Genomic DNA, 23,670 nt, shown 5'->3' on the forward strand with positions numbered 1-23,670 from the left:
CATTATCTTTGCGGGCTATGAAGAAATACCGGATTCTCTTGGCCAAACCGGGTCTGGACGGCCACGACCGGGGGGTGAAGGTCATAGCCGCTGCCCTGCGGGATGCCGGGTTCGAAGTCATCTACACCGGCCTGCGCCAAACCCCCGAAATGATCGTAGATGCCGCTGTGCAGGAAGACGTGAACGCCATCGGGATGTCCATTCTTTCCGGCGCGCATATGACCCTGTTTCCGGAGGTGCTGGAGCTTTTGAAGAAACGTAACAGTTCACACATCCTGCTTTTCGGCGGCGGCATCATTCCCAAGGAAGAAATTGAAGAATTGGAAAAAATGGGGGTGGGAAAACTCTTCGGCCCCGGCAGTTCGGTCAACGACATTGTCGACTATTTGAAAAAGGCCCTCCCCGGGCAAAAGCGTAAAGAAGAAGCATTGTTTTGAAACCACTTGGAGGGCATGAATGCCATACAACATAGACCCGCGCCAGCAAGCAATCCGGGATGAAGTCCGCCAGTTCTGCGAAAAAGAGATTTTGCCCGTCGCCCGCGAGCTGGACCGCCGGCCCGAGCCGCAAAAATTTCCGTACGAGCTTTTTCGCAAATTGGGAAAAGCGGGCTACATCGGCTACTTCCAGCCAAAGGAATACGGCGGCCAGGGAAAAAGCGCCTTGGAATACGCCACGCTTATTGAAGAACTGGCTTACTGGGATGCCCCGACTTCGCTCCTGCCGGCCGTCAGCGAATTGGCGATGCATCCCATCACCGCCTTCGGCTCCGAGGAGCAGAAAAAGAAATATCTTCCCAAAGCGATTACCGGTGAAACGGTGATTGCCTTCTCCTTGACCGAGCCGGAAGCCGGCTCCGATGCGGGGAACCAAAAGACCACCGCCATTGCCAAAGGGGACCATTACATCCTGAATGGCGAAAAGATTTTCATTATGCATGGTGACGTGGCCACCGTCAGCGTCGTTTTCTGCAAAATAGCGGAAGAGGGCTCCGAATCGAGCCGGATGTCCGCCCTGATTGTGGAGACGGACAAGTTGGAAGGGTATTCAGCCAAAACGCTCGAATACAAAATGGGAATGAAGGCCGCCACCACCGGCCGGCAGTGGTTCAAAAACTGCAAAGTTCCCGCTTCGGCTTTGCTGGGGGAGAGGGGCAAGGGCTTCCGCTACGCTCTTTCCACCCTGGACGGCGCGCGTATCGACGTCGCCGCGCAGGGGGTCGGCATCGCCCGCCGGGCATTGGATGAATCCATCGCGTATGCCCGCAAGCGGGTCTGCTTCGGCGCGCCGATTGCCAAACTGCAGGCGATTCAATGGATGATAGCCGATATGGCCACGCGGGTGGAAGCAGCCACCTTGTTGACTTATAAAGCGGCCCAGATTGCGGACTCCGGCCAGAAATTCACCATTGAGGCCTCGCAGGCCAAGCTCTACGGCACGGAGACCGCCAAATTCTGCGTCGACCGGGGCATGCAAATCCACGGCGGCTACGGTTACATCGGCGAGTTCACCATAATGGAAAAGCTCTACCGCGACCAGCGCCTTACCGAAATTTACGAAGGCACCTCCGAAATCCAGCGGCTGGTCATTGCGGGGCATTATCTGGGCGGAAGGTAGTGCTGAAAGTCGGCCGCTTTGAAGTCCTTCATTTCGTCGAAAACCGCTTTCATCTGGATGGCGGCACGATGTTCGGGGTCGTCCCCAAAACGATGTGGCAGAAATTGATTCCCCCGGATGACAAGAACCGGATTCCAATGGATAACAACCTCTATGTCATCCGCGCCCACGGCAAAAATATTCTTTTAGATACAGGTTTGGGAGACGCTCTGACCGAGCAGGATAGAAAAGTTTACAGTTGTTGGACCCCCTCCAATATGCTCCCCGGTTTGAAAGGGCTGGGTTTTTCGCCGGACGACATCGATTTCGTCTTCTTTTCCCATCTGCATACCGACCACCTGGGCGGGGCGGTTCGATTGGAAAACGGCCACAAAGCGCCGGTTTTTCGCAAGGCCCGCCACCTGATTCAAAAAAAAGAATGGGAGGACGCCCAAAAACCGGACGAGCGCACTGGTGCTGTTTATCTGCCGGATGATTTGGCCGCTTTAGAGGAGGCCAAGCTGGTTGAACTGTTCGACGGCGAAGCGCAAATTCTTCCCGGTTTGACGTTGCGCCTGACCGGCGGCCACACCCCCGGCCACCAAGGCTGCATAATCTCGGATGGCGGTTCGACCTTGGTTTACTATGCCGATATTTTTCCCTCCCGTTTTCACATTCGCACCGCCTATGTCGCCGGAGTCGATTTGTTCCCGCGAGAGACAATGAAGGTCAAGCGGGAACTGGTCCCCAAATTCGCGTCCGAAGGTACCCTGATCGCATTCGACCATGATTTGCAGGTGAAAATTGGCCGCTTAGAAGAAAAAGATGGTAAGTTGGTGGCTGTCCCGGTGAATTTGAATTGAATATGAAAATTTCTAAACTTTTGGGTAACCCGGAGTCCCTGCTCCGAGACCGCGAAACAAGGAAGGCCGTATAAAATGGATCTGAAAGAAAAACTCAAACTCCTTGAACAAATGCGCCAGCAGGCGCTCTTGGGTGGGGGAGAGGCCCGTCTCGAAGAACAGCACAAAAAGGGGAAGCTCTCTGCGCGCGAGCGGCTCGCGCTTCTTCTGGACGAGGAAAGCTTCGAGGAATTCGACCCGTTTGTCACCCATCGTTCCATCGGCTTCGGTTTGGAGAAGCAAAAGTATCTGGGGGACGGCGTGGTCACCGGCCACGGCAAAATCGACGGCCGCTCCGTTTTCGTCTTCTCGCAGGATTTCACCGTCTTTGGCGGCTCCTTGTCGGAAGCCCACGCCGAAAAAATCTGCAAGGTGATGGATTTGGCGTTGAAAAACGGCTGCCCGGTCATCGGCTTGAACGACTCCGGCGGCGCCCGCATTCAAGAGGGGGTGGTCAGCTTGGGCGGCTATGCCGATATTTTTCTGCGCAACACCCTTTGCTCCGGCGTCATTCCGCAAATCTCCGCCATCTTGGGCCCCTGCGCCGGCGGCGCGGTCTATTCCCCCGCCATCACCGATTTTGTGGTAATGGTTCGCGGCACGAGCTATATGTTTGTTACCGGCCCGAACGTGGTCAAAACCGTCACCCACGAGGATGTCACCTTTGAGGACTTGGGGGGCGCGGACGTTCACGCCGCCAAGTCCGGCGTGGCCCACTTCGCCGTCGATAATGAAATGGAGGCGTTGGAAAAAGTCCGAAAACTCGTTTCGTTCATTCCGTCCAATAATCTCGATGACCCCCCTTTGGTTGCTTCGAATGACTCGGCTGACCGGCAGGATGAAGAGCTGAACGGCATCGTGCCGGACAATCCCAACAAGCCGTACGACATTCGGGATGTCATCCGCCGGGTGGTGGATGGCGGCGATTTCTTTGAGGTCCACGAGCAGTACGCCGCCAACATCGTCGTCGGCTTCGCCCGCTTGGGCGGCCGTTCCATCGGCATTGTCGCCAATCAGCCCGCCATTCTGGCCGGTGTTCTGGACATCAATTCCTCGGCCAAAGGGGCCCGTTTCGTCCGTTTTTGCGACGCCTTCAACATTCCGTTGGTCACCTTCGAGGACGTCCCCGGCTTTCTCCCCGGCACGGCGCAGGAGCACGGCGGCATCATCAAACACGGCTCCAAATTGCTTTATGCCTATTGCGAAGCAACGGTTCCCAAACTCACGGTGATTACCCGCAAGGCCTACGGCGGCGCCTACGACGTGATGTCCTCCAAACACATCCGCGGCGATTTTAACTACGCCTGGCCCTCGGCGGAGATTGCCGTGATGGGCCCCAAAGGGGCGGCCGAAATCATTTTCAAACGGGAAATAGAAGCCGCCTCCAACCCACAGGAGTTGTTGGAGAAAAAAATCGAGGAATACCGCGAAAAATTCGCCAACCCCTACGAGGCGGCCGCCCGTGGTTACATTGATGATATCATCGAACCCAAAGAAACCCGCCCCCGCCTAATCCGCGCGTTGGAGCTTTTGCAGAACAAAAAAGACACCGTCCCCCCCAAAAAGCACGGCAATATCCCCCTTTGAGTTTTTCAGTTTTTTCTTGTCATTCTGAGCGAAGCGAAGAATCTTTCCATTGATTTATGGAATTCTTCTCCACAAAAGCAGAGAAAAATTACGAATGGGCAAAGAACTTTCTTTCCCGCCGCGCCCCCAGCTTTCACTTCCGCTGGGACATTTATTTTTCGCTGCTTAGAGACTGTCTCGCCGCCTCCCGCTTCTGGCTGGATGCCGGCGCCGGGGAGAACAAAATCATCAACCAGTACGATTCTCTCGAATTTAAAGTGGGCGTCGATTCCAAAAACCCTTTGGCTAACCCCAAAAACTTTGTCCGTGCGCGGTTGGAAGCGCTTCCTTTTAAAAACGAAAGCTTCGACTTCATTTCCTCCCGCTATGTTCTGGAACATCTCGAAAAACCGGAACTGGTTTGGGCCGAATGGCGCCGGGTGCTAAAAAAGAGGGGGAAGGTTCTCATTCAAACCCCCAACATCTTGAGCTACATTTCTTTTCTTCCCCGGTTGTTACCCTACCGGCTCAAGCGTTATTTTCTCGTCCGTTTTTTCCTCATCTCTCCAAAGGACATCTTCCGTGTCTATCACCGCTTCAACCGTCCCGGAAAGTTCAAAAACCTCCCCGGCTTTGCCGTTGAAAAAATGATTTTATCCGAGGATATGCACCTGCACTTCCGCCCCCTTTTTTATTTATCTTATTTGGTGCATATGTTGACGCGCCTGCCAGAGCTGACTACTTTCCGCTCGACCATAACGGCGGTTTTGAAAAAACAAGAGTGAATGTCATGCGGAGCGAAGCGAAGCATCTGGGTGGGGAAAGGATGGGCTTTTTATTTTGATGTCTGTTGTCCGACCTTTCATTGTATGTTCAAGAAAATTCTAATCGCCAATCGTGGCGAAATCGCCGTGCGGGTCATCCGTGCCTGCCGGGATCTCGGCATCACTTCGGCTGTTGTGTTTTCGGAGGCCGACCGCAAATCCCTCGCCGTCCGGCTGGCGGACGAGGCCTACCCCATCGGGCCGCCTCCGGTCAAGGAATCGTACCTCTCGATGGAAAAAATCATTGCCGCCGCCCAAAGATGCGACGCCCAGGCCATTCATCCGGGTTACGGCCTTTTGTCGGAGAATTCAATATTTGCCCAGGCGGTGGAAGAAGCCGGCTTGGTTTTCATTGGCCCGAAGGCGAATGCTATTCTGAAACTGGGAGACAAAGTCCGCGCCCGCCGGCTGGCACAATCTTGCAGCGTTCCAATCGTCCCCGGCGTTGAGCTGCCGCTAAATGTTTCTGAAGCGGATGCTTTGGCAGAGTCCGAAAAGCTGGGATTTCCGCTTCTAATAAAAGCCCAGGCCGGGGGAGGAGGGAAGGGAATGCGCAAGGTGGAACGGAAAAGCGATTTCGCCTCGGCCTTAAAGTTGGCCTCTTCCGAAGCCCTTTCCTATTTCGGCAACGGCGCTGTCTATCTCGAAAAATACCTTTCCCGCCCCCGCCACATCGAAATCCAGATTTTGGCCGATGCCTTTGGCAACTGCATCCATCTGGGGGAACGGGAATGCTCTATCCAGCGTCGTCATCAAAAGCTTTTGGAAGAATCTCCCTCAGTTGTCGTGGATGCAAACCTGCGTCGAAAACTTGGCGAAGCAGCCGTCACCTTGGCCACAAACGCCGGATACCTGAACGCAGGCACTGTGGAGTTTTTGGTTGATGAGTACAAGAACTTCTATTTTCTCGAAGTGAACACCCGGCTGCAGGTGGAACACCCGGTCACGGAAATGCTCACCGGGCTGGATCTGGTCGCCCTGCAAATGAAAATCGCCGCCGGGGAGAAACTCCCTTTGGCACAGGAAGATGTAAAGTGGAACGGGCACGCCATCGAGTGCCGCATCAACGCCGAAGACCCGGCCCAGAATTTTTTCCCTTCCTCGGGCAAAATTGACGTCTATCGCGAGCCGGCCGGCCCCGGCGTGCGGGTGGATTCCGGTGTCTATCAGGGCTGGGAGGTCGGGCTGTTTTACGATTCTTTGCTGGCCAAGTTGATTTGCTGGGGGCCCAACCGCGCCGCGGCCATCAGCCGGATGCGCCGCGCCCTCGAGGAATTCCGCATCTTCGGCATCGCCACCAACATTCCTTTCCACGAATCCCTTTTGACCCACCGCCGTTTCAACGAAGGGGATTTTTCCACCTTCTTTTTGGAGGAGGAAAAAGAGTTGCCGGATCTTCGACCAAGTGGCTTGATACCCGCTTTAATCGGGGCGGTTCTTTTTAAGGAACTGAAAAGACAGTCAGCAGCGCCGGCAGCTTCCGCTGGCCGGACAACTTCGGTCTGGAAGGAGGAGGCCCGCCGGGCCGGTTTGCGCCAATGGTAAAAACCTATCATCTCGAGCTGGACGGAAAAAGCTACGAAGTCGGCGTCGAGAACTTGAACGGCACAATGGCCGTCACGATAAACGGCAAGACGCACACGGTCGATCTGGTCTCCCTGAACGGCGGCGGCGCTCTTTCTATCTTGCTGGATGGCCGTTCCTATGATTTGGAGGTCAAGGAAAGCGAAAAAGGGCTTTCCGTTTTTGCCTCGGGTCAGCATTATGGCCTTCTGGTGGAGGAAGAGAAACTCTTTCGCGCCCGCCAGCTTTCCGGCGCCGGAAAGTCTACCTCAAAGGAAAAGGTGGTGCGCGCCCCGATGCCCGGTCTGGTTGTCAAAATAGAAGTGGCCGTCGGACAGGATGTCCACCCCGGGCAGGGGCTTTTGGTCATGGAGGCGATGAAAATGGAAAACGAAATCAAAGCCGTTGGTGCCGGCCGGGTGAAGGAAATAAAAGTCGCCCAACGCCAGCCAGTGGAACAAAATCAAATTTTGATAACTCTCGAGTAACGCTTTATAGAAAGCTGGTATCCCAACGATTAACAACAGGTTGAAGATTGAAGAAAACGACAAAGAAAATCAATCGCACACCTCAAATAAAACTTTCCGGCTTGAGTTCCCAGCCCAAAATTGTCTATTCCCAAAAAGACGTCAAGAATTTCAAAGCGCTCGAAAAGCGCTTGGGCAAGCCGGGAGAGTTCCCCTTTACCCGCGGCATTTATCCCGATATGTACCGCGGCCGCCTCTGGACGATGCGCCAATACGCCGGCTACGGCACCGCCAAGGAATCGAACGAGCGCTACCGCTACCTTCTTTCACAAGGGGTGACGGGCCTTTCGGTCGCCTTTGATCTGCCCACCCAGATCGGCTACGATTCCGATTCTTTTTTTGCCGCCGGCGAAGTGGGCAAAACCGGCGTGGCCATTTGTTCCATAGAGGATATGGAGCTTTTGTTCGACGGCATCCCGCAGGACAAGGTCTCCGTCTCGATGACCATCAACGCCACCGCCATCATTTTGATGGCCCTCTATGTCGCCGTCGCCAAAAAGCGGGGCATTTCCTTATCCCAACTTTCCGGCACGGTCCAGAACGACATCTTGAAGGAATTCATCGCCCGCGGCACCTATATTTTTCCCCCAAAGCCGTCTATGCGCCTGGTCACCTCCATTTTTCAATATGCCAAGGAGCATCTGCCCAAGTGGAACACCATCTCGATTTCCGGTTATCACATCCGCGAGGCCGGCTCCACCGCCGCGCAGGAGCTTGCCTTCACCTTTGCCGATGCCATCGAATACGTCCGCGCCGCCTTGTCCGTGGGCTTGAAAATTGACGACTTTGCTCCCCGCCTTTCCTTTTTCTTCAACGCCCATCAGGATTTTTTCGAAGAAATCGCCAAATTCCGCGCCGCCCGCAGAATTTGGGCGCGGATTATGAAGGAAAAATTCAAGGCCAAAAAGCCGGATTCCTTGAAGCTCCGCTTTCACACCCAAACCGCCGGCTCCTCCTTGACTGCCCAGCAGCCGGAAGTGAATTTGGTCCGCACCACGCTCGAAGCCCTTTCCGCCGTCTTGGGGGGAACCCAATCGTTGCACACCAATGCATACGATGAAGCCCTCGCCCTGCCCACCGAAAAATCGGCTCAATTGGCCCTTCGCACCCAGCAGGTGATTGCCCACGAGTCCGGCGTCCCGGCCACGGTTGACCCTTTGGCCGGCTCCTATTATGTCGAGCATCTGACCGACCGGCTGGAGGAGGAGTGCTGGGAGTACCTGAAGAAAATTGAAAAAATGGGGGGCGCTTTGGCTTGCGTGGAAGCCGGTTTCTTCCAGCGTGAAATTCAACAAAGCGCCTACGAGTACCAAAAGCAGGTCGAAAGGGGAGAGCGAATCGTTGTCGGCGTCAACAAATTTGTCGAAAATGATTCCTTCACCGGTAAAATCCTGAAAGTCGACCCCAAAGTCCGCGAAGACCAAATGGCCCGCCTTTCCGATTTGCGCCACCGCCGAAATAACGAAACCGTTAAGCAAAAGCTTGAGGCATTGCGAAAAGTAGCGAAAGGTACGGATGGAATGTTCCCGGTCATTCTGGACTGCGTCGAAAATTATGTCACCCTCGGTGAAATCTGCACTGTCCTGCGCGAAGAATGGGGCGAATACCGCGGAGCGGTGGTTTTGTGAACTACAAAATTGACCACTTAGGCATCGCGGTTCGGAACCTCAAGGAATCCGTGGAATTCTACCTCAAAAATTTTGGCGGCGAACCCTCCCGGGTTTTTGAATCGGACGCGGACAGTGTCCTGATTCAATTCGTCCATTATGGCAATCAGCGTATCGAATTGCTTCAGCCGATTACGAAGTATTCCCCCATTGCCCGTTTTCTGGAGAAAAACGGCCCCGGCCTGCACCACCTCTGCTTCGGCGTTCAAAATATTGTTACCGAACTGGCCCGCTTGAAAACCGAGGGTTTCCGGCTCATCGATGAAGTTCCCCGCATCGGCGCCGAAGGTAAAAAAATCGCCTTCCTCCACCCCAAATCCTCCGGCGGGGTTCTAATCGAACTCAAAGAAACCGCCTAAGAACGTAGAGGCACGGCGAGCCGTGCCCTACTTGCCTTTGTTTTCGCCGGCTCGTATTATCCCAATGAATGACGCCACAGGATTTTACTCAAATGGAGGTTTTGGCCACCGCTTTTCAGGTCAAAACCGGCGGCGAAAACCGCAAAAAACACCAGTTTTTGCGGGATGAATACCTAACCCGACGCAAAGAGGCAGCAGTTGGTGGAAGTGAAGAGGCCCGCAAAAAGCACACCTCCGCCGGCAAAATGATGGTGCGGGAGCGGATTCGCAAACTTCTGGACCCCGATTCCGCCTTCCTCGAACTTTCGCCGCTGGCGGCCAACGGCCTCTACGGCGGCGGCATCCACGCCGCCGGACTCGTGACCGGCATCGGCTATGTCTCCGGTAGGCCGGTGATGGTTGTCGCCAACGACGCCACCATCAAAGGGGGAACCTATTTTCCGGTCACGGTCAAAAAGCACCTCCGCGCGCAGGAAATCGCCTTACGATTGAATCTGCCCTGCATCTATCTGGTCGATTCCGGCGGCGCGTTTCTCCCCCTGCAGGCCGATGTTTTCCCCGACCGGGAGCATTTTGGCCGGATTTTTTACAACCAGGCCCGAATGTCCGCCGCCCGCGTTTTCCAAATCGCCGTCGTTTTGGGCTCCTGCACGGCGGGGGGGGCCTACATCCCGGCAATGAGCGATGAATCGATAATCGTCAAAAATCAGGGCACCATCTTCTTGGGCGGCCCGCCATTGGTCAAGGCCGCCACGGGGGAGGAGGTGAGCGCCGAGGAACTGGGGGGCGGCGATTTGCACTCGCGCCGCTCCGGCGTCACCGACCATCTGGCGGAAAACGAGGAGGAGGCCCTGGAGCGCTGCCGCGCGATTGTCGCCACGCTGCCCAAGCCGACCCAGACCTTCGGCCAGCCGCGCGCCGAGACCGAAGAGCCCTTGTACGATTTTGACGAACTGTATGACATCATGCCCGCAGACATCCGCAAGCCCTGGGACGTGCGGGAGCTTCTGGCCCGGCTTCTGGACGGCAGCCGCTTCCTTGAATTCAAACAGCTCTACGGCACCACGCTCGTCTGCGGCTTCGGTTCCATCTACGGCTATCAAGTGGGCGTCCTGGCCAACAACGGCGTTCTCTTTTCCGATTCGGCCTTGAAGGCCACCCATTTCATCGAGCTTTGCAACCAGCGCCAGATCCCCCTTTTATTTTTGCAGAATATTACCGGTTTTATGGTCGGCCGGGAGGCGGAAGCGGGGGGCATCGCCAAGGACGGCGCCAAAATGGTGATGGCGGTGGCCAATTCGAACATCCCCAAACTGACCGTGATTATCGGCGGCAGCTACGGAGCGGGGAATTATGCAATGTGCGGGCGGGCCTACGAGCCGGTCTTTTTATGGATGTGGCCGCAGGGACGCATCTCGGTTATGGGCGGCGAGCAGGCCGCGATGGTCCTTTCCACCGTCAAGCGGGAGGCGACGCCGGAAGAAAAAGAGGCGATTGAAAAGCCGATTTTGGAAAAATACGAAATCGAGGGCTCCCCTTATTTCTCGACCGCCCGCCTGTGGGATGACGGAATTTTGTTGCCGGAAGAAACCCGCGCCACCCTGGGGCTGGCCCTCGAACTTGCTTACCAGTCCCCCTATCAGGAGACCCGCTTTGGCGTTTTTCGAATGTAAGTTTCTTTCCGTCGAGCGGGAAGGTATGGCCGCCACCGTCTGGCTTTCCCGTCCGGAGGTCAAAAACGCCTTTCATCCCGACTTGATTGCCGAGCTGGCTTCCGTTTTTTCGACTTTGGCCTCGGATGACAAACTGCGGGTCGTCTTCCTGCGCGGCAGGGGGGATGTCTTCTGCGCCGGGGCGGATATGAACTGGATGAAGTCCAGTTTGAGTTTCACCGCCGCCCAAAACATTGAGGACGCCCAAAAACTTTCCCGGATGCTTTCCATTATTAATGAATTTCCTGCTCCAGTAATTGGCCTCGTTCAGGGCGCCGCTTTGGGCGGCGGCGTCGGCCTGGTTGCCGTCTGCGACCATGTGGTGGCCGAAAGCAAAACGGTTTTCGGCTTGACCGAAGTGCGCGTCGGGCTGATTCCCGCCGTCGTCGGTCCGTTTGTGATTGGCAAAATCGGCTTGTCGCAGGCCCGTTCGCTGTTCCTTTCCGGTGAAAAATTCGGCGCCGCCGCCGCACTGCGCATCGGGCTGGTTCACGAAATGACGGAGGGGGAGGCCGGTTTGAACGAGGCACAGAAAAAATGGACGGAGATTTTCAAAAAAGCCGCGCCGGGAGCCGTCCGTTCCGCCAAGAAGTATCTGGCCAAGTGGCCCTTCCCCCCGGCGGACATCAACGATCAGGCCGCTGTCTGGATGGCCCAGTTGCGCACGGGCAAAGAAGCCCAGGCCGGTTTTGCCTCCTTTTTTGAGAAAAAAACTCCCCCTTGGGCGGAATAATGTCGCCATTGTCATTCTGAGCGCAGCGAAGAATCTCGAATTGGTTCAATGCAGAATAAACGCCTCTTTATAGCCAACCGCGGCGAAATCGCCATCCGCATCATCCAGGCCGCCCGCGAACTCGGTTTCTTCACCATCCTGCCGGCGGCGGTGGATGATTTGGGCTCGATTGCCGCCCAAGAAGCCGACTTGGTCTGTCCGCTTGAAGGGAAAGGGATTTCCGAAACCTACCTTTCCATTCCGAAATTGATAAAGCTGGCCAAAGAAAACCAGGCCGGCTTTGTCCACCCCGGCTACGGCTTTTTGAGCGAGAATAAAGAATTTGCCAAGGCTGTTCTGGATGCCGGAATGCAATGGGTCGGCCCGCCGCCTGCGTCAATGGAGCTTTTATCCTCCAAGGTTCAGGCCAAGGAGCTTTGCAATAAACTCAACATCCCAACCGTTCCCTTCGTAACTTTTCAAAAACAGGTCTCGCAAAAAGAATTGGATGCTGCGGCGGGGCAAATCGGCTTTCCGCTTCTGGTAAAGGCCTCCGCCGGCGGCGGCGGCCGGGGAATGCGCAAGGTTTTCGAACCGGAGAAGTTTGCGGAAGCGGTGAACTCGGCCCAACGGGAATCCCAATCCGCCTTCGGCGACTCGACTGTCTTTGTCGAAAGATTGGTCAGCCCCGCCCGCCATATCGAAGTGCAGGTCTTGGGGGACAAAAACGGCAAGGTGGTGGCCGTGGGGGAGCGGGATTGCTCGGTTCAAAGGCGCCACCAGAAAATCATCGAAGAAACCCCCTCGCCGGTGATTTCAGAAGTTCAGCGAAAATTCTTGGAGGATGCCGCCGTCCGGCTTCTGTCCGAGGCGGGATACTCCAACGCCGGTACGGTCGAGTTCATTTTCGATTCCAAAGGGGAATGGTATTTTCTTGAAGTAAACACCCGCCTGCAGGTGGAGCATCCGATTACCGAAGAGCGCTACGGCGTTGATTTGGTGCAGTGGCAGCTCCGAATTGCGCAGGATGAAAGCATCTTTCTGGGGGATTTGCATCCCAAAGGATGCGCCATTGAAGCCCGGCTCTATGCCGAAAACCCCTATCAGGGCTTCACCCCCCAGCCCGGCCGGGTTTATGAATTGGCTTTTCCCCGCGCCAAGGGGGTGCGAATCGAAACCGGCTTTGGAAATTCCGGGATGATTTCAGCCAACTACGACCCCCTCCTGGCCAAAATCATCGCCTGGGCGCCAACGCGCAAAGAAGCGATTGCCAAATTGGCCGCCGCCCTGCGGGAAACGACCATCGTCGGCCCCACCACCAACCGGGATTTTCTGATTGCCGTTTTGGAACATCCCAAGTTTACGGAAGGGAATTATCACACCCACTTCGTGGAGGAAACCTTCGACGGCTCTCCGCCAAGCTGGAACAAAGAGAGCTTGGCGCAGGTTTTAAGTTTGGCCTTTGAGTCATCTTCTGTCGTGGAAACCGGAAAGACGCCCATGCAAAGGCAGGACTCGCTTTTCAGAAAGCTTCCATTGGGAAGGGACTACCTGTGAGCACCCGCAAATTCTCGATTGTCTTGCCCAACGGCCAAAGCACAGCCGTTGAAATGATAAAACATTACGACCGTATTGAAGTCCGCCTCGACGGCGAACCGGTCAGCGTTTCAAAAAGCCGCCTGAAAGGGAAAATTTTGCGGCAGGGAAAGCAGATTCTCGTTTCCACGCCGCAAATGCAGGGGGTTCTGGAAATCGTCGAGCCGGGCCGCAAAGCGGCTCCTACGGGCGGCGCCGAACAGACGGCATTGGCCGCCACCTTTCCGGGACGCGTGGTCAAGCTTCTGGTCGGCCCCAAACGCTGGGTCAACGCCGGGGAAATGCTGGTCGTTTTGGAGGCGATGAAGATGGAATTCTCCTTTCGCGCCCCGGAAAAGATATTCATCGAGGAAGTGCTGGTGAAGGAAGGGGAAGTTCTGGAAAAAGGCCGCCCCTTCTTCAAATGCTCCACTAATGATAAGTAAAGTTGTCATGCTGAGCGAAGCGAAGCATCTCGCAGTTGGAATGTCGCATGAAACAGTACTACGTCTATATAATGACGAATAAATCGAAGACTTTGTACACCGGTGTAACCAACAACCTGGAACGCCGCGTTTATGAACACAAACAGATGCTTATTCCTGGATTCAGCAAAAAGTACAGGATTACACAATTGGTTTACTTCGAGGCCGGCCCCGATATTCGTGAGGCCATAAGCCGGGAAAAACAGATCAAGGGCTGGTTGCGTTCAAAGAAGATTGCATTGATTGAATCGGTTAATCCAAAATGGGAAGATTTGAGTGCCGACTGGTATGAAAACCCAGATTCTTCGCTGCGCTCAGAATGACAGGAAAGTGAAAAGTGAGTAAACAATTCCGCATTGTTGAAGTCGGCCCGCGGGACGGTCTGCAAAACGAAGCCCAGCCGGTCCCCCTCGAAATCAAAAAGGAATTCATCCGCCGCCTGCTTAAAGCCGGCGTCCGGGAATTCGAAGCCGGCGCCTTCGTCCGCCCGGACAAAATCCCCCAGATGGCCGATTCGGAAAAGGTGCTGGAAGGCGTTTCGCTGCACGGCGCCGCCGCCTACTTTCTGGTGCCGAACGAAAAAGGGCTGGAGCGCGCCCTTGCTTCCGGCGTTTCCGCCATCGCCCTTTTCACCGGCGCCTCCGAAACCTTTGTCCAGAAAAACATCGGAATGAGCATCGACCAGTCGCTGAAAGTATTCGAAGATGTCGCCGAAAAGGCGCACACCGCAAAAATCAAAGTCCGCGGCTACCTCTCGGTCGTCTGGGGCTGCCCCTACGAAGGGGCGGTCAAAATAGAAACGATAAAGCGGGTAGCCAAGGCCTTGTTGGAAATCGGCTGCTTCGAGGTCTCGCTGGGGGATACCATCGGCGTCGCCACGCCCAAAACCGTGGAGAAGGTTTTGACGAAGCTTGCGAAATTCCCAAAAACGAAGCTGGCCCTCCATTTCCACGACACCCGCGGCCTGGCGGTCGCCAATGTTTTGCGGGCCGTTCAAATGGGCTGCCGCAGTTTCGATTCCAGCGCCGGCGGCCTTGGCGGCTGTCCCTACGCCCCCGGCGCGGCGGGGAATATCGCCACCGAGGAACTGGTGCTTTTGGCGGAAGGACTGGGTTTCAAAACCGGTTTGGACGCTTTGGGAATTGCCCAAGCCAGCCGGCTCATTATCGATTTTCTGGGCCGCCCTCCCCGTTCCAAGGCCTATCAGGCCCTGCTGGCGCGGGGGTAGTGGACTTCCCTTGTCCGTTTGCCACAAGAGGGCTTTCCGCTTAAATTCAAACGGCTATGGATAAGTCGCTCAAAACGGCGCGCGAAGCGCTCGAAAAAGCCGAAATCAAAGACGGAATGACCATCATGGTCGGCGGCTTCGGGCTCTGCGGCATCCCGGAAAATTTGATTGCCGCCCTGCGCGATTCGGGCGTAAAAAACCTGACCGTAATCTCCAACAACGCCGGCGTGGATGATTTCGGCCTGGGACTGCTTTTGCAAACCCGCCAAATCAAAAAAATGGTCTCCACGTATGTTGGCGAAAACGCCACCTTTGAAAAGCAATTTCTGGACGGTTCGCTCGAGCTGGAGTTCGTACCGCAAGGGACTTTTGCCGAACGAATCAGAGCCGGCGGCGCCGGAATCCCGGCTTTCTATACCCCCGCCGGCGTCGGCACCGTGATTGCCGAAGGGAAGGAAACACGTGTTTTCAATGATAAAGAGTATATAATGGAAAAGGGCCTGCGGGCCGATTTGGCGCTGGTAAAAGCGTATCGCGGCGACAAGGCGGGGAATTTGCAGTACCGCAAAACCGCCCGCAACTTCAACCCGATGATGGCCACCGCGGCCGATTTTACCATCGCCGAAGTGGAGCATTTGGTTGAAATCGGGCAAATCGACCCGGATTGTGTCCACACCCCCGGTATCTACGTCAACTTGATTTTACAAGGCGAGAAGTATGAAAAGCGTATCGAGCAAAGAACGAATCGTCCAAAGAGCGGCGCGCGAACTTAAAAACGGCTTCTACGTCAATCTGGGGATTGGCATGCCCACGTTGGTCGCCAACTACATTCCGGAGGGAATGGAGGTCGTCCTGCAGTCCGAAAACGGTCTTCTGGGCATCGGTCCTTTTCCGTATGAGGGGGAGGAGGATCCCGATTTGATAAATGCGGGAAAACAGACGATAACCGAAGTCCCCGGCGCCTCCTATTTTTCCTCCGCCGATTCCTTTGCGATGATACGCGGCGGGCATATCGATTTGACCATTCTGGGGGCGATGGAAGTGGACGAGGAGGGGAATCTGGCCAACTGGATGATTCCGGGGAAAATGGTCAAGGGAATGGGGGGAGCGATGGATTTGGTGGCCGGAGCCAAGCGGGTGGTGGTTACCATGCAGCACTGTTCCAAGGACGGCGCCTCCAAGGTGTTGAAAAAATGCACGCTCCCTTTGACCGGCAAAAAAGTGGTGCACCGGATTATCTCCGATTTGGCCGTGATGGACGTGGCGCCGGACGGGCTGCATTTATTGGAAACCGCCGAAGGTATTTCAGTGGAAGATGTAAAGAAAGCCACCGAGGCAAAGTTGGTCACAAATAACGTAAAGGTTGGAACCTATTGAAAACGAAAAAGGTTGTCATTCTGAGCGAAGCGAAGAATCTGGGAGGGGTGGTTGAGTTTCGTGCACACCCTCCATATAGAATCAGGAGGTCTTTATGACAGACAAATCCAGAACCCCGGTCATCCTTTCCGCCTGCCGCACACCCATCGGCAATTTTTTGGGCGGACTCTCCAACTACACCGCTCCGCAGCTTGGCGCCATCGCCATCCGCGAAGCGGTCAAGCGGGCCGGCATCTCCAAGCCGGAAGAGATTGACGAAGTGATAATGGGAAACGTGGTGCAGGCCGGCGAAGGCCAGGCCCCCGGCCGCCAGGCCGCCGTTCACGGCGGCGTGCCGACCTCCGTTCCGGCCATGACCATCAACAAGGTCTGCGGCTCCGGACTGAAAGCCGTGATGCTGGCCGCGCAGGCGATAAAAGCGGGAGATGAACGGCTTATCGTGGCCGGCGGAATGGAATCGATGTCCACCACCCCGTACGTTCTGCACGGGGCCAAGGGCGGACTCAAATTCGGCCATCGTGAATTGAAGGACACGATGATTCTGGACGGCCTGTGGGATTCCTTCAACAATTTCCATATGGGGAACGCCGCCGAGCTGACCGCCAAAAAATCGAACATCTCCCGGCAGGAGCAGGATGAGTTCGCCTATAACTCCCATATGAAGGCCGCCGCGGCCCAAAAGGGGTGCAAGTTTTCCAAGGAAATCGTGGCGGTGGAAGTTCCGCAAAAAACGGGGGAGCCGTTGAAGTTCGACAAGGATGAATGCATCCGTCCGGATACCTCGATGGAAAAGCTGGCCAAGTTGAAACCGGCTTTTCAAAAAGATGGCACGGTTACCGCCGGCAATGCCCCCGGGTTGAACGATGGCGCCGCGGCAGTGGTGGTCAGCTCCCTCGAGTATGCCGAAAAAAACGGCTTAAAGCCGCTGGCCAAAATAAACGGCTACGCTTCCGCCGGCACCGACCCGGAGCTTTTATTCTACGCTCCGATTTACGCCGTGCGCAAGCTGATGAAGCAGATGGGGGTGGATATCAATTTCTGGGATTTGATGGAAACCAACGAGGCGTTCGCCGCGCAGGTTCTGGCGGACGGCAAGGAGTTGGGCTGGGATTGGAAACGCCTGAACGTCCACGGCGGGGCGATTGCCCTGGGCCATCCCATCGGCGCCTCCGGCGCCCGCATTCTGGCGACGTTGATATATGCGCTGCAGGATAGAGGTCTGAAAAACGGCCTGGCCTCCCTTTGTCTGGGGGGCGGCAACGCCGTGGCGCTGTCCATCGAGATGATGTAGGGGCGAGGCATGCCTCGCCCTTTCCGGATATTCGTAGGGGCACGGCGTGCCGTGCCCTTCGACGCAAGATAAGAAGGGTCGACATTTGACTGGAATTGATTCGATAAAAAAAATCGGCGTCATCGGCGCAGGCACAATGGGGAACGGCATCGCCCACGTCTTCGCGCTCTCCGGCTGGCCGGTGGTCCTGGTGGATGCCAAAAAAGAATTTTTGGACCGCGGTTTGTCCACCATCAAGGCGAATCTGGAACGCCAACTCTCGAAACAGACGATAACGGCGGAACAGAAGGATAAGACATTGGCCGCAATTGCTCCGGCCACATCCCTGGACGGCACCTCTTCCTGCCAGTTGGTGGTGGAAGCCGTTTCGGAGGACTTCGGCGTCAAAAAAGAGGTCTTTTCGGCGCTGGATAAGCACTGCCCGCCGGAGACGATTCTGGCTTCCAATACTTCTTCGCTTCCCATCACCGCCATTGCCGCCGCAACGAAGCGGCCGGGGCAGGTAATCGGCATGCACTTTATGAACCCCGTTCCTTTGATGAAGCTGGTGGAATTGGTGCGTGGTGCACAAACCACAGATGAGACCTATGCGGCCGTTCGTACGGTCTCCGAAAAGCTGGGCAAAACGCCGGTGGAAGTGAACGATTACCCCGGTTTTATCTCCAACCGGATTTTGATGCCGATGATAAACGAGGCCTGCTTTGCCCTGATGGAAGGGGTCGCCTCCAAGGAAGCGATCGACACGGTGATGAAATTGGGGATGAACCACCCGATGGGCCCCTTGACCTTGGCCGATTTTATTGGATTAGACGTTTGTCTGGCTATAATGAACGTTTTATACGACGGCTTCAAAGACCCCAAATACCGCCCCTGCCCGCTTCTGGTCAAAAAGGTGCAGGCCGGGTATCTTGGGAAAAAGACAGGAAAGGGATTTTACGATTATCAATCGTAGGGGCACGGCGTGCCGTGCCCTTACCGGTTTTTGTAGGGGCACAATATATTGTGCCCGTCTTTCAATAATGAAGAGGAGCAGACAGAGCGATGGATTTTGAGCTGAACGAACAGCAGCAACTGATGCGCGACTCGGCCCGCGAATTCGCCCAAAAACGGCTGGCGCCGTATGCCCGCGAATGGGACGAGACGGAGGAAATGCCCAAATCGGTTCTTTCGGAAATGGCCGAGCTCGGGTATTTCGGCATGCTTCTGCCCGAAGAGTTCGGTGGGCTGGGGCTCGACCCGCTTTCCTACATTCTGGCTTTGGAGGAAATCTCCAAGGCGAACGCCGCCGTCGAAATCACCCTCTCCGTCCACAATTCCCTCGCCTGCCAGGCGATTGTCAAATACGGCACCGACGAGCAGAAAAAAAAATACCTCCCCCGCATGGCCAAGGGGGAACTCATCGGCGCCTACTCCCTTTCCGAGCCGGATGCCGGCACGGACGCCGGCGGGCTAAAGGCCACCGCCGTCAAAAAGGGAAACAGCTACATTTTGAACGGCACCAAAAACTGGGTCACCAACGGCGGCTACGCCGGGATTTTCGTCGTCTTCGCCAAAACCCGCCCGGATTTGGGGCGGGAGGGAATTTCCGCCTTGTTGGTGGAGAAAGATACGAAAGGGTTTGCCGTCGGTGAAAAGGAAAAGAAAATGGGGCTCAAATGTTCCGACACCCGGGAAATTTCCTTCTCCGATGCGGAAGTGCCGGCGGGGAATCTGTTGGGGCAGGAAGGGCAGGGGCTCAAAATCGGCTTTTCCCTTTTGAACATCGGCCGGGTGGGCGTCGGCGCCCAGGCGTTGGGGATTGCCGAGGCGGCGTTTGAAGAAGCGCTGAAATATTCCAAACAGCGCTTCGCCTTCGGCCAGCCGATTGCCAATTTTCAGGCCACCCAGTTCAAGCTGGCCGACATGTCCACCAAAATCGAAGCGGCCCGTATGTTGGTTTACAAAGCGGCTTTGCTTTGCGAAAAAGACGGCGATTCCGCCGGGGACGTTTCCATGGCCAAGGTTTTCGCCTCCGAGGCCGCCAACTGGGTGACCAACGAGGCCGTGCAGATTCACGGCGGCTACGGCTACGTCAAGGAATATCCCGTGGAGCGCTACTTCCGGGACGCCCGGGTCACGGAAATTTACGAAGGAACCTCCGAGGCCCAAAAAATCGTCATCTCCCGTTCCATTTTAAAGAAGAGCTAAGTGTATTTAGAAAAAAAATACAACGACTTCCGCGCCAAAGTCCGGGATTTCGCCGAGCGGATAATCGCCCCGCACGCCGCGGCAGTGGATGAAACCGGCGTCTACCCCAAAGAGCTTTTCGATGCGATGGGAAAAGAGGGGTATCTGGGGATGGTCGTTCCCAAGGAATACGGCGGGTCGGGGTTTGAGTTTCTGGAATACGTCATCGCCGTGGAGGAACTCTCCCGCGTCTGCGGCTCCACCGGCATCGCGGTGGCCGCGCACAACGGCTTGGGCTGCTCCCCCATCGTCCGCTTCGGCAGCGAGGCGCAGAAGAAAAAATATTTGCCCGACGTCGCCTCCGGCAAAAAAATCGCCTCCTTCGGCTTGACCGAGCCGCAGGCGGGGAGCGATTCAGGCAACACCCAGACGGCGGCCGAGAAAGTGGAGGGCGGCTGGAAAATCACCGGCACCAAATGCTGGATCACCAACGCCTCCTTCGGGGGGGTGTTCAACCTGACCGCCCGCACCGACCCGAATTCCAAAGGCCCGAAGGGAATTTCCGCCTTCATCATCGAGCGGGGCTGGAAGGGGTTTTCCTCCGGCAAAAAGGAGAACAAAATGGGCCTGCGCGGCTCGGACACCGCCTTTCTGCATCTGGACGACGTTTTCTGCCCGCAGGAGAATTTGTTGGGGCCGGAAGGGAACGGCTTCAAGCAGTTCATGATGACGTTGGACACCGGCCGGATTGCAATAGGCGGAATGGCCCTGGGTTTGGCGCAGGGGGCGTTCGATATTGCCGCCCGCTACGCCAAGGAGCGCCACGCCTTCGGAGCTCCGATTGCCTCCTATCAGGCGATTCAATGGAAGCTGGCGGATATGGCCACGAAAATCGAGGCCTCCCGTCATCTGGTCTACCACGCCGCCCGTATGCGGGATATGGGGCTCCCCTTGGTCAAGGAGGCCTCCATGGCCAAACTGTTCGCCTCCGAGGCCGCCAATTTTGTCACCTACGAGGCGATTCAGATTCTGGGGGGCTCCGGCTATTCCTCCCGCTTCCCGGTGGAGCGGATGTACCGGGATATGAAGCTTTGCGAAATAGGGGAGGGGACCTCCGAAATCCAGCGGATCGTGATTTCCCGCGAGGTTCTGAAAGGCACCGAAAATTTGTTTGGCGGAATCGTGACCGAGAAAGTATCTTAAGGACAACCGGGAGGATTTATGCCGTTGGAAAAAGAAGCCAAAATCTGGATGAACGGGAAGATGGTGAACTGGGACGATGCCCAGATTCACGTTCTCTCCCACGTGGTGCATTACGGCTCCTGCCTTTTCGAGGGAATCCGCTGCTACAAGACCAAAATGGGCCCGGCGGTCTTCCGCCTGGATGCCCATATGAAGCGGCTCATCGACTCCTGCAAGATTTACCGCATGGAGCCCGCCTATACCAAGGAACAGTTGTGCGACGCTTCCATTGAACTGATACGCATAAACAAACTGGAGGCCTGCTACATCCGCCCCCTCGTTTACCGCGGCTATTACGAACTGGGTGTGGATCCTACAAATTGCCCGATTGATGTAACGATTGCCACCTATAAGTGGGGCAAGTACCTCGGTGCGGAAGCGTTGGAAAAAGGGATTTCCGTGGGCGTTTCCTCCTGGTCGCGCATGGCCCCGAACACCTTCCCGGCGATGGCCAAGTCCGCCGCCAACTATATGAACTCGCAGTTGATTCGCTTGGAAGCCCGGGCCCACGGCTATGCCGAGGGGATTGCCTTGGACTATTCCGGCCACGTTTCGGAGGGCTCCGGTGAAAATATCTTTATCGTTCGCGACGGAACGCTTATTACTCCCCCCTTCGCCTCCGCCATTCTCCCCGGCGTCACCCGCAACACGGTAATCAATCTGGCTGGCGAGTTGGGTATCCGGGTCATCGAGGAAGCGATCCCGCGCGAGGCGCTCTACATCGCCGACGAGGTTTTCTTCTGCGGCACGGCGGCGGAAATTACCCCAATTACTTCCATTGATAAAATCAAAATCGGCTCCGGCTCCGCCGGCCCGATTACCAAGAAACTGCAAAAGCGCTTTTTCGACATCTTTGAGCATCCGGAATCCGACAGCCGCGGTTGGTTGACCTTCGTTCATCCGCCGGCCAAAAAGGAAAAGAACCACCCGGTAAAAAATCAGGAAAAGGTGTTTGCCGGCAAATGAAGCCCCGCAAAATCGCCATCGGGGCGGATCATAAGGGTTTTAAACTCAAAGAGGAAATCAAAAAGAAATTGACCGCCGAGGGACACTCCGTCACCGATTTGGGGGGCTTCTCCGAGGATTCCGTCGATTATCCCGAGTTCGCCTGCAAAGTGGGGAAGACGGTTTCCGAAGGAAAAGCGGATTTCGGCATCGCCATCTGCTGGAGCGGCACCGGAATGACCATCGCCGCCAACAAGGTGCGCGGCGTCCGCGCCGCCTTGTGCACCAATGCCGACATGGCCAAACTCGCTCGGGAGCACAATGACGCCAATGTTTTGACTTTGGGAAGCCGATATATTACTCCGGACATTGCCGAATTGATTGTGCAAACATGGCTTTTGACCGATTTTGCGGGCGGCCGCCACGAACGCCGCGTGGAAAAAATCAAACAAATCGAAGAAAAAGGCGGATGTTAGCAGGGATATATTGCACGGGTTCTGTTTTTTGTGTCCCCCTTACCAAGGGGGACGAGGCCGCAAGGCCGGAGGGGGTGTTTCGTAGGGGCACGGCGTGCCGTGCCCACCGGACGGATTGCCGTAGGGGCGACCGGCGGTCGCCCGTCAAGGATTTGTAAGGGCGAGGCATGCCTCGCCCCTGCAAAAGGACGAAACAAAAAATGGATGACCAAAGAGGAAATGGAAGACGCATGTTAGAAACCACCGCCGTAGGGAGTTATCCCAAACCGGACTACCTTGTAAAAGCCCGCAACGCCTTTGCCAAAGGGGAACTGAAAGAAAAAGAACTGCACGAATTGGAAAAGCAGGCCACCCGCGAATGGATAAAGATTCAAGAAGATATTGGCCTCGACATTTTGGTCCACGGTGAAATGGAGCGGGGGGATATGACCACCTACTTCGCCGAGCAGTTGGAAGGAATGGGGGTCTCCGGCCTGGTTCGCTCCTATGGCAACCGCTATTACCGCAAGCCGGTGGTAAAAGGCAGGCTCTCCCGCCCCAAGCCGATGACCGTCGAGATGTTCAAATACGCCCAGTCCCTCACCAAAAAGCCGGTCAAAGGAATGCTCACCGGTCCCTACACGATGTGCGACTGGTCTTTTAACACCTTCTATCCCGACCGCCGCGCGGTCGTTCTGGCCTTCGCCAAGCTCTTGCACGAGGAAGTGACCGATTTGGAAAAAGCCGGCGCCAAGTATATCCAGATTGACGAACCGGCTTTGTCCACTCGTCCCGACGAAGTGGACTTGGCCGTGGAGGCGATGAAAATCGTCACCAAGGGAATCAAGGCCAAAACCATCTCCCACATCTGCTACGGCGATTTCAAAGTGATGTACCCGCGCGTTTTGGACTTGGCCGTCGATATGCTGGATTTGGAATTCGCCAACTCCGGCTATTCCAATCTGGACATTTTCAAAACCCCCAAGTTCACCAAGGGAGTTTCCGTGGGGGTTACCGATATCCATTCCCACCGCATCGAAACCAAGGAAGAAGTCAAGCAGGGCATCTACAAAGCCCTCTCGGTCTTCGACCCCCAGCAGGTTTTCATCGACCCCGACTGCGGCCTCAAAACCCGCACCGTCCAGGAAGCCATCGACAAATTAAAAGTTATGGTGGAGGCGGTGGGGGAAGTAAAAAAAGAATTAGGGCTGAATTAGGAATTGCCCCGCCCTTTTTGTCCCCCTTGGCAAGGGGGACGAGGCCGCAGGCCGGAGGGGGTGTTCCGTAGGGGCGGCTCCCCGTGCCCGCCCTTTTTTGTTTTCGTAGGGGCAGGTCTCGTGCCTGCCCGTTCTTGTCTTTGTAGGGGCAGGGTCACCCCGCCCATCTTGTCATTCTGAGCGCAGCGAAGAATCTGGGTGGCGCGGTGCGGACGAATCTCTAATTTCCAGTTTCTAATCTCTGCCTTACATGTAGGGGCG

The 23,670-nt window shown here is 55.8% G+C and carries 24 protein-coding genes; all 24 read left to right on the forward strand.

Annotation, left to right across the window (positions count from 1 at the left end):
- Window positions 1-17: 17 nt before the first annotated feature.
- The gene (locus tag VNL73_04235) at window positions 18-437 is read left to right on the forward strand and encodes a cobalamin B12-binding domain-containing protein (protein ID HXF48620.1); all 420 of its coding nucleotides are present in this window, start codon (window positions 18-20) and stop codon (window positions 435-437) included.
- Window positions 438-456: 19 nt separating this feature from the next.
- Window positions 457-1,617 (forward strand): acyl-CoA dehydrogenase family protein, encoded by a 1,161-nt coding sequence (locus VNL73_04240; GenBank protein ID HXF48621.1) that lies wholly within the window; start codon window positions 457-459, stop codon window positions 1,615-1,617.
- Complete coding sequence (locus VNL73_04245) at window positions 1,617-2,459, forward strand: MBL fold metallo-hydrolase (protein ID HXF48622.1); 843 nt, start codon at window positions 1,617-1,619, stop codon at window positions 2,457-2,459. The genes VNL73_04240 and VNL73_04245 overlap by 1 nt, the downstream gene beginning before the upstream one ends.
- A 75-nt stretch (window positions 2,460-2,534) precedes the next feature.
- Entirely contained in the window at window positions 2,535-4,085 is a 1,551-nt protein-coding gene (locus tag VNL73_04250) for an acyl-CoA carboxylase subunit beta (GenBank protein HXF48623.1), read from the forward strand.
- Window positions 4,086-4,141: 56 nt separating this feature from the next.
- Window positions 4,142-4,849: a class I SAM-dependent methyltransferase gene (locus VNL73_04255; GenBank protein ID HXF48624.1), complete on the forward strand. Its 708-nt coding sequence runs from the start codon at window positions 4,142-4,144 to the stop codon at window positions 4,847-4,849.
- Between the two features lie 84 nt (window positions 4,850-4,933).
- Window positions 4,934-6,433: an acetyl-CoA carboxylase biotin carboxylase subunit gene (gene accC, locus VNL73_04260; protein ID HXF48625.1), complete on the forward strand. Its 1,500-nt coding sequence runs from the start codon at window positions 4,934-4,936 to the stop codon at window positions 6,431-6,433.
- Window positions 6,427-6,939: a biotin/lipoyl-containing protein gene (locus VNL73_04265; protein ID HXF48626.1), complete on the forward strand. Its 513-nt coding sequence runs from the start codon at window positions 6,427-6,429 to the stop codon at window positions 6,937-6,939. Before accC ends, VNL73_04265 begins: the two co-directional genes overlap by 7 nt.
- Window positions 6,940-6,986: 47 nt before the next feature.
- Window positions 6,987-8,606 carry a methylmalonyl-CoA mutase family protein gene (locus VNL73_04270; protein HXF48627.1) on the forward strand — a complete coding sequence of 540 codons (1,620 nt, stop codon included), beginning with the start codon at window positions 6,987-6,989 and terminating at the stop codon, window positions 8,604-8,606.
- A complete protein-coding gene (gene mce / locus VNL73_04275; protein ID HXF48628.1) occupies window positions 8,603-9,004 on the forward strand; it encodes a methylmalonyl-CoA epimerase in 402 nt (133 codons plus the stop codon). Before VNL73_04270 ends, mce begins: the two co-directional genes overlap by 4 nt.
- A 68-nt stretch (window positions 9,005-9,072) precedes the next feature.
- Window positions 9,073-10,677, forward strand: a complete 1,605-nt coding sequence (locus VNL73_04280; GenBank protein ID HXF48629.1) for a carboxyl transferase domain-containing protein — start codon at window positions 9,073-9,075, stop codon at window positions 10,675-10,677.
- Window positions 10,658-11,449 (forward strand): enoyl-CoA hydratase-related protein, encoded by a 792-nt coding sequence (locus tag VNL73_04285; GenBank protein HXF48630.1) that lies wholly within the window; start codon window positions 10,658-10,660, stop codon window positions 11,447-11,449. The genes VNL73_04280 and VNL73_04285 overlap by 20 nt, the downstream gene beginning before the upstream one ends.
- A 48-nt stretch (window positions 11,450-11,497) precedes the next feature.
- Window positions 11,498-12,985, forward strand: coding sequence for a biotin carboxylase N-terminal domain-containing protein (locus VNL73_04290; protein ID HXF48631.1), 1,488 nt, complete (start codon window positions 11,498-11,500; stop codon window positions 12,983-12,985).
- Window positions 12,982-13,449 (forward strand): biotin/lipoyl-containing protein, encoded by a 468-nt coding sequence (locus tag VNL73_04295; GenBank protein HXF48632.1) that lies wholly within the window; start codon window positions 12,982-12,984, stop codon window positions 13,447-13,449. The genes VNL73_04290 and VNL73_04295 overlap by 4 nt, the downstream gene beginning before the upstream one ends.
- A 47-nt stretch (window positions 13,450-13,496) precedes the next feature.
- Window positions 13,497-13,811, forward strand: coding sequence for a GIY-YIG nuclease family protein (locus VNL73_04300; GenBank protein ID HXF48633.1), 315 nt, complete (start codon window positions 13,497-13,499; stop codon window positions 13,809-13,811).
- A gap of 14 nt (window positions 13,812-13,825) precedes the next feature.
- On the forward strand, window positions 13,826-14,716 hold the full coding sequence (locus tag VNL73_04305) for a hydroxymethylglutaryl-CoA lyase (GenBank protein ID HXF48634.1): 891 nt from the start codon (window positions 13,826-13,828) through the stop codon (window positions 14,714-14,716).
- Between the two features lie 56 nt (window positions 14,717-14,772).
- Window positions 14,773-15,489, forward strand: a complete 717-nt coding sequence (locus VNL73_04310; GenBank protein HXF48635.1) for a CoA transferase subunit A — start codon at window positions 14,773-14,775, stop codon at window positions 15,487-15,489.
- Window positions 15,434-16,093 (forward strand): CoA transferase subunit B, encoded by a 660-nt coding sequence (locus VNL73_04315; protein ID HXF48636.1) that lies wholly within the window; start codon window positions 15,434-15,436, stop codon window positions 16,091-16,093. The genes VNL73_04310 and VNL73_04315 overlap by 56 nt, the downstream gene beginning before the upstream one ends.
- A gap of 94 nt (window positions 16,094-16,187) precedes the next feature.
- On the forward strand, window positions 16,188-17,384 hold the full coding sequence (locus tag VNL73_04320; GenBank protein ID HXF48637.1) for an acetyl-CoA C-acetyltransferase: 1,197 nt from the start codon (window positions 16,188-16,190) through the stop codon (window positions 17,382-17,384).
- Between the two features lie 85 nt (window positions 17,385-17,469).
- A complete protein-coding gene (locus VNL73_04325; GenBank protein HXF48638.1) occupies window positions 17,470-18,336 on the forward strand; it encodes a 3-hydroxybutyryl-CoA dehydrogenase in 867 nt (288 codons plus the stop codon).
- 89 nt (window positions 18,337-18,425) lie between these two features.
- On the forward strand, window positions 18,426-19,571 hold the full coding sequence (locus tag VNL73_04330) for an acyl-CoA dehydrogenase family protein (GenBank protein ID HXF48639.1): 1,146 nt from the start codon (window positions 18,426-18,428) through the stop codon (window positions 19,569-19,571).
- Window positions 19,572-20,753: an acyl-CoA dehydrogenase family protein gene (locus tag VNL73_04335; GenBank protein HXF48640.1), complete on the forward strand. Its 1,182-nt coding sequence runs from the start codon at window positions 19,572-19,574 to the stop codon at window positions 20,751-20,753.
- Between the two features lie 18 nt (window positions 20,754-20,771).
- Window positions 20,772-21,758 (forward strand): branched-chain amino acid transaminase, encoded by a 987-nt coding sequence (locus VNL73_04340; GenBank protein HXF48641.1) that lies wholly within the window; start codon window positions 20,772-20,774, stop codon window positions 21,756-21,758.
- Window positions 21,755-22,213, forward strand: a complete 459-nt coding sequence (gene rpiB / locus VNL73_04345; GenBank protein ID HXF48642.1) for a ribose 5-phosphate isomerase B — start codon at window positions 21,755-21,757, stop codon at window positions 22,211-22,213. Before VNL73_04340 ends, rpiB begins: the two co-directional genes overlap by 4 nt.
- Before the next feature lie 230 nt (window positions 22,214-22,443).
- Complete coding sequence (locus VNL73_04350) at window positions 22,444-23,409, forward strand: methionine synthase (protein HXF48643.1); 966 nt, start codon at window positions 22,444-22,446, stop codon at window positions 23,407-23,409.
- Window positions 23,410-23,670: the final 261 nt, after the last annotated feature.

It is taken from the genome of Verrucomicrobiia bacterium, assembly GCA_035574275.1.
Taxonomy (GTDB): domain Bacteria; phylum Zixibacteria; class MSB-5A5; order DSPP01; family DSPP01; genus DSPP01.

Bases quoted from the DNA above. Each gene is read 5' to 3' on its own strand.
- VNL73_04235 (HXF48620.1), top strand. From the start codon at position 18: ATGAAGAAATACCGGATTCTCTTGGCCAAACCGGGTCTGGACGGCCAC.
- VNL73_04240 (HXF48621.1), top strand. From the start codon at position 457: ATGCCATACAACATAGACCCGCGCCAGCAAGCAATCCGGGATGAAGTC.
- VNL73_04250 (HXF48623.1), top strand. From the start codon at position 2,535: ATGGATCTGAAAGAAAAACTCAAACTCCTTGAACAAATGCGCCAGCAG.
- VNL73_04255 (HXF48624.1), top strand. From the start codon at position 4,142: ATGGAATTCTTCTCCACAAAAGCAGAGAAAAATTACGAATGGGCAAAG.
- accC (HXF48625.1), top strand. From the start codon at position 4,934: ATGTTCAAGAAAATTCTAATCGCCAATCGTGGCGAAATCGCCGTGCGG.
- VNL73_04265 (HXF48626.1), top strand. From the start codon at position 6,427: ATGGTAAAAACCTATCATCTCGAGCTGGACGGAAAAAGCTACGAAGTC.
- VNL73_04280 (HXF48629.1), top strand. From the start codon at position 9,073: ATGACGCCACAGGATTTTACTCAAATGGAGGTTTTGGCCACCGCTTTT.
- VNL73_04290 (HXF48631.1), top strand. From the start codon at position 11,498: ATGCAGAATAAACGCCTCTTTATAGCCAACCGCGGCGAAATCGCCATC.
- VNL73_04300 (HXF48633.1), top strand. From the start codon at position 13,497: ATGAAACAGTACTACGTCTATATAATGACGAATAAATCGAAGACTTTG.
- VNL73_04310 (HXF48635.1), top strand. From the start codon at position 14,773: ATGGATAAGTCGCTCAAAACGGCGCGCGAAGCGCTCGAAAAAGCCGAA.
- VNL73_04315 (HXF48636.1), top strand. From the start codon at position 15,434: ATGAAAAGCGTATCGAGCAAAGAACGAATCGTCCAAAGAGCGGCGCGC.
- VNL73_04320 (HXF48637.1), top strand. From the start codon at position 16,188: ATGACAGACAAATCCAGAACCCCGGTCATCCTTTCCGCCTGCCGCACA.
- VNL73_04330 (HXF48639.1), top strand. From the start codon at position 18,426: ATGGATTTTGAGCTGAACGAACAGCAGCAACTGATGCGCGACTCGGCC.
- VNL73_04340 (HXF48641.1), top strand. From the start codon at position 20,772: ATGCCGTTGGAAAAAGAAGCCAAAATCTGGATGAACGGGAAGATGGTG.
- rpiB (HXF48642.1), top strand. From the start codon at position 21,755: ATGAAGCCCCGCAAAATCGCCATCGGGGCGGATCATAAGGGTTTTAAA.
- VNL73_04350 (HXF48643.1), top strand. From the start codon at position 22,444: ATGTTAGAAACCACCGCCGTAGGGAGTTATCCCAAACCGGACTACCTT.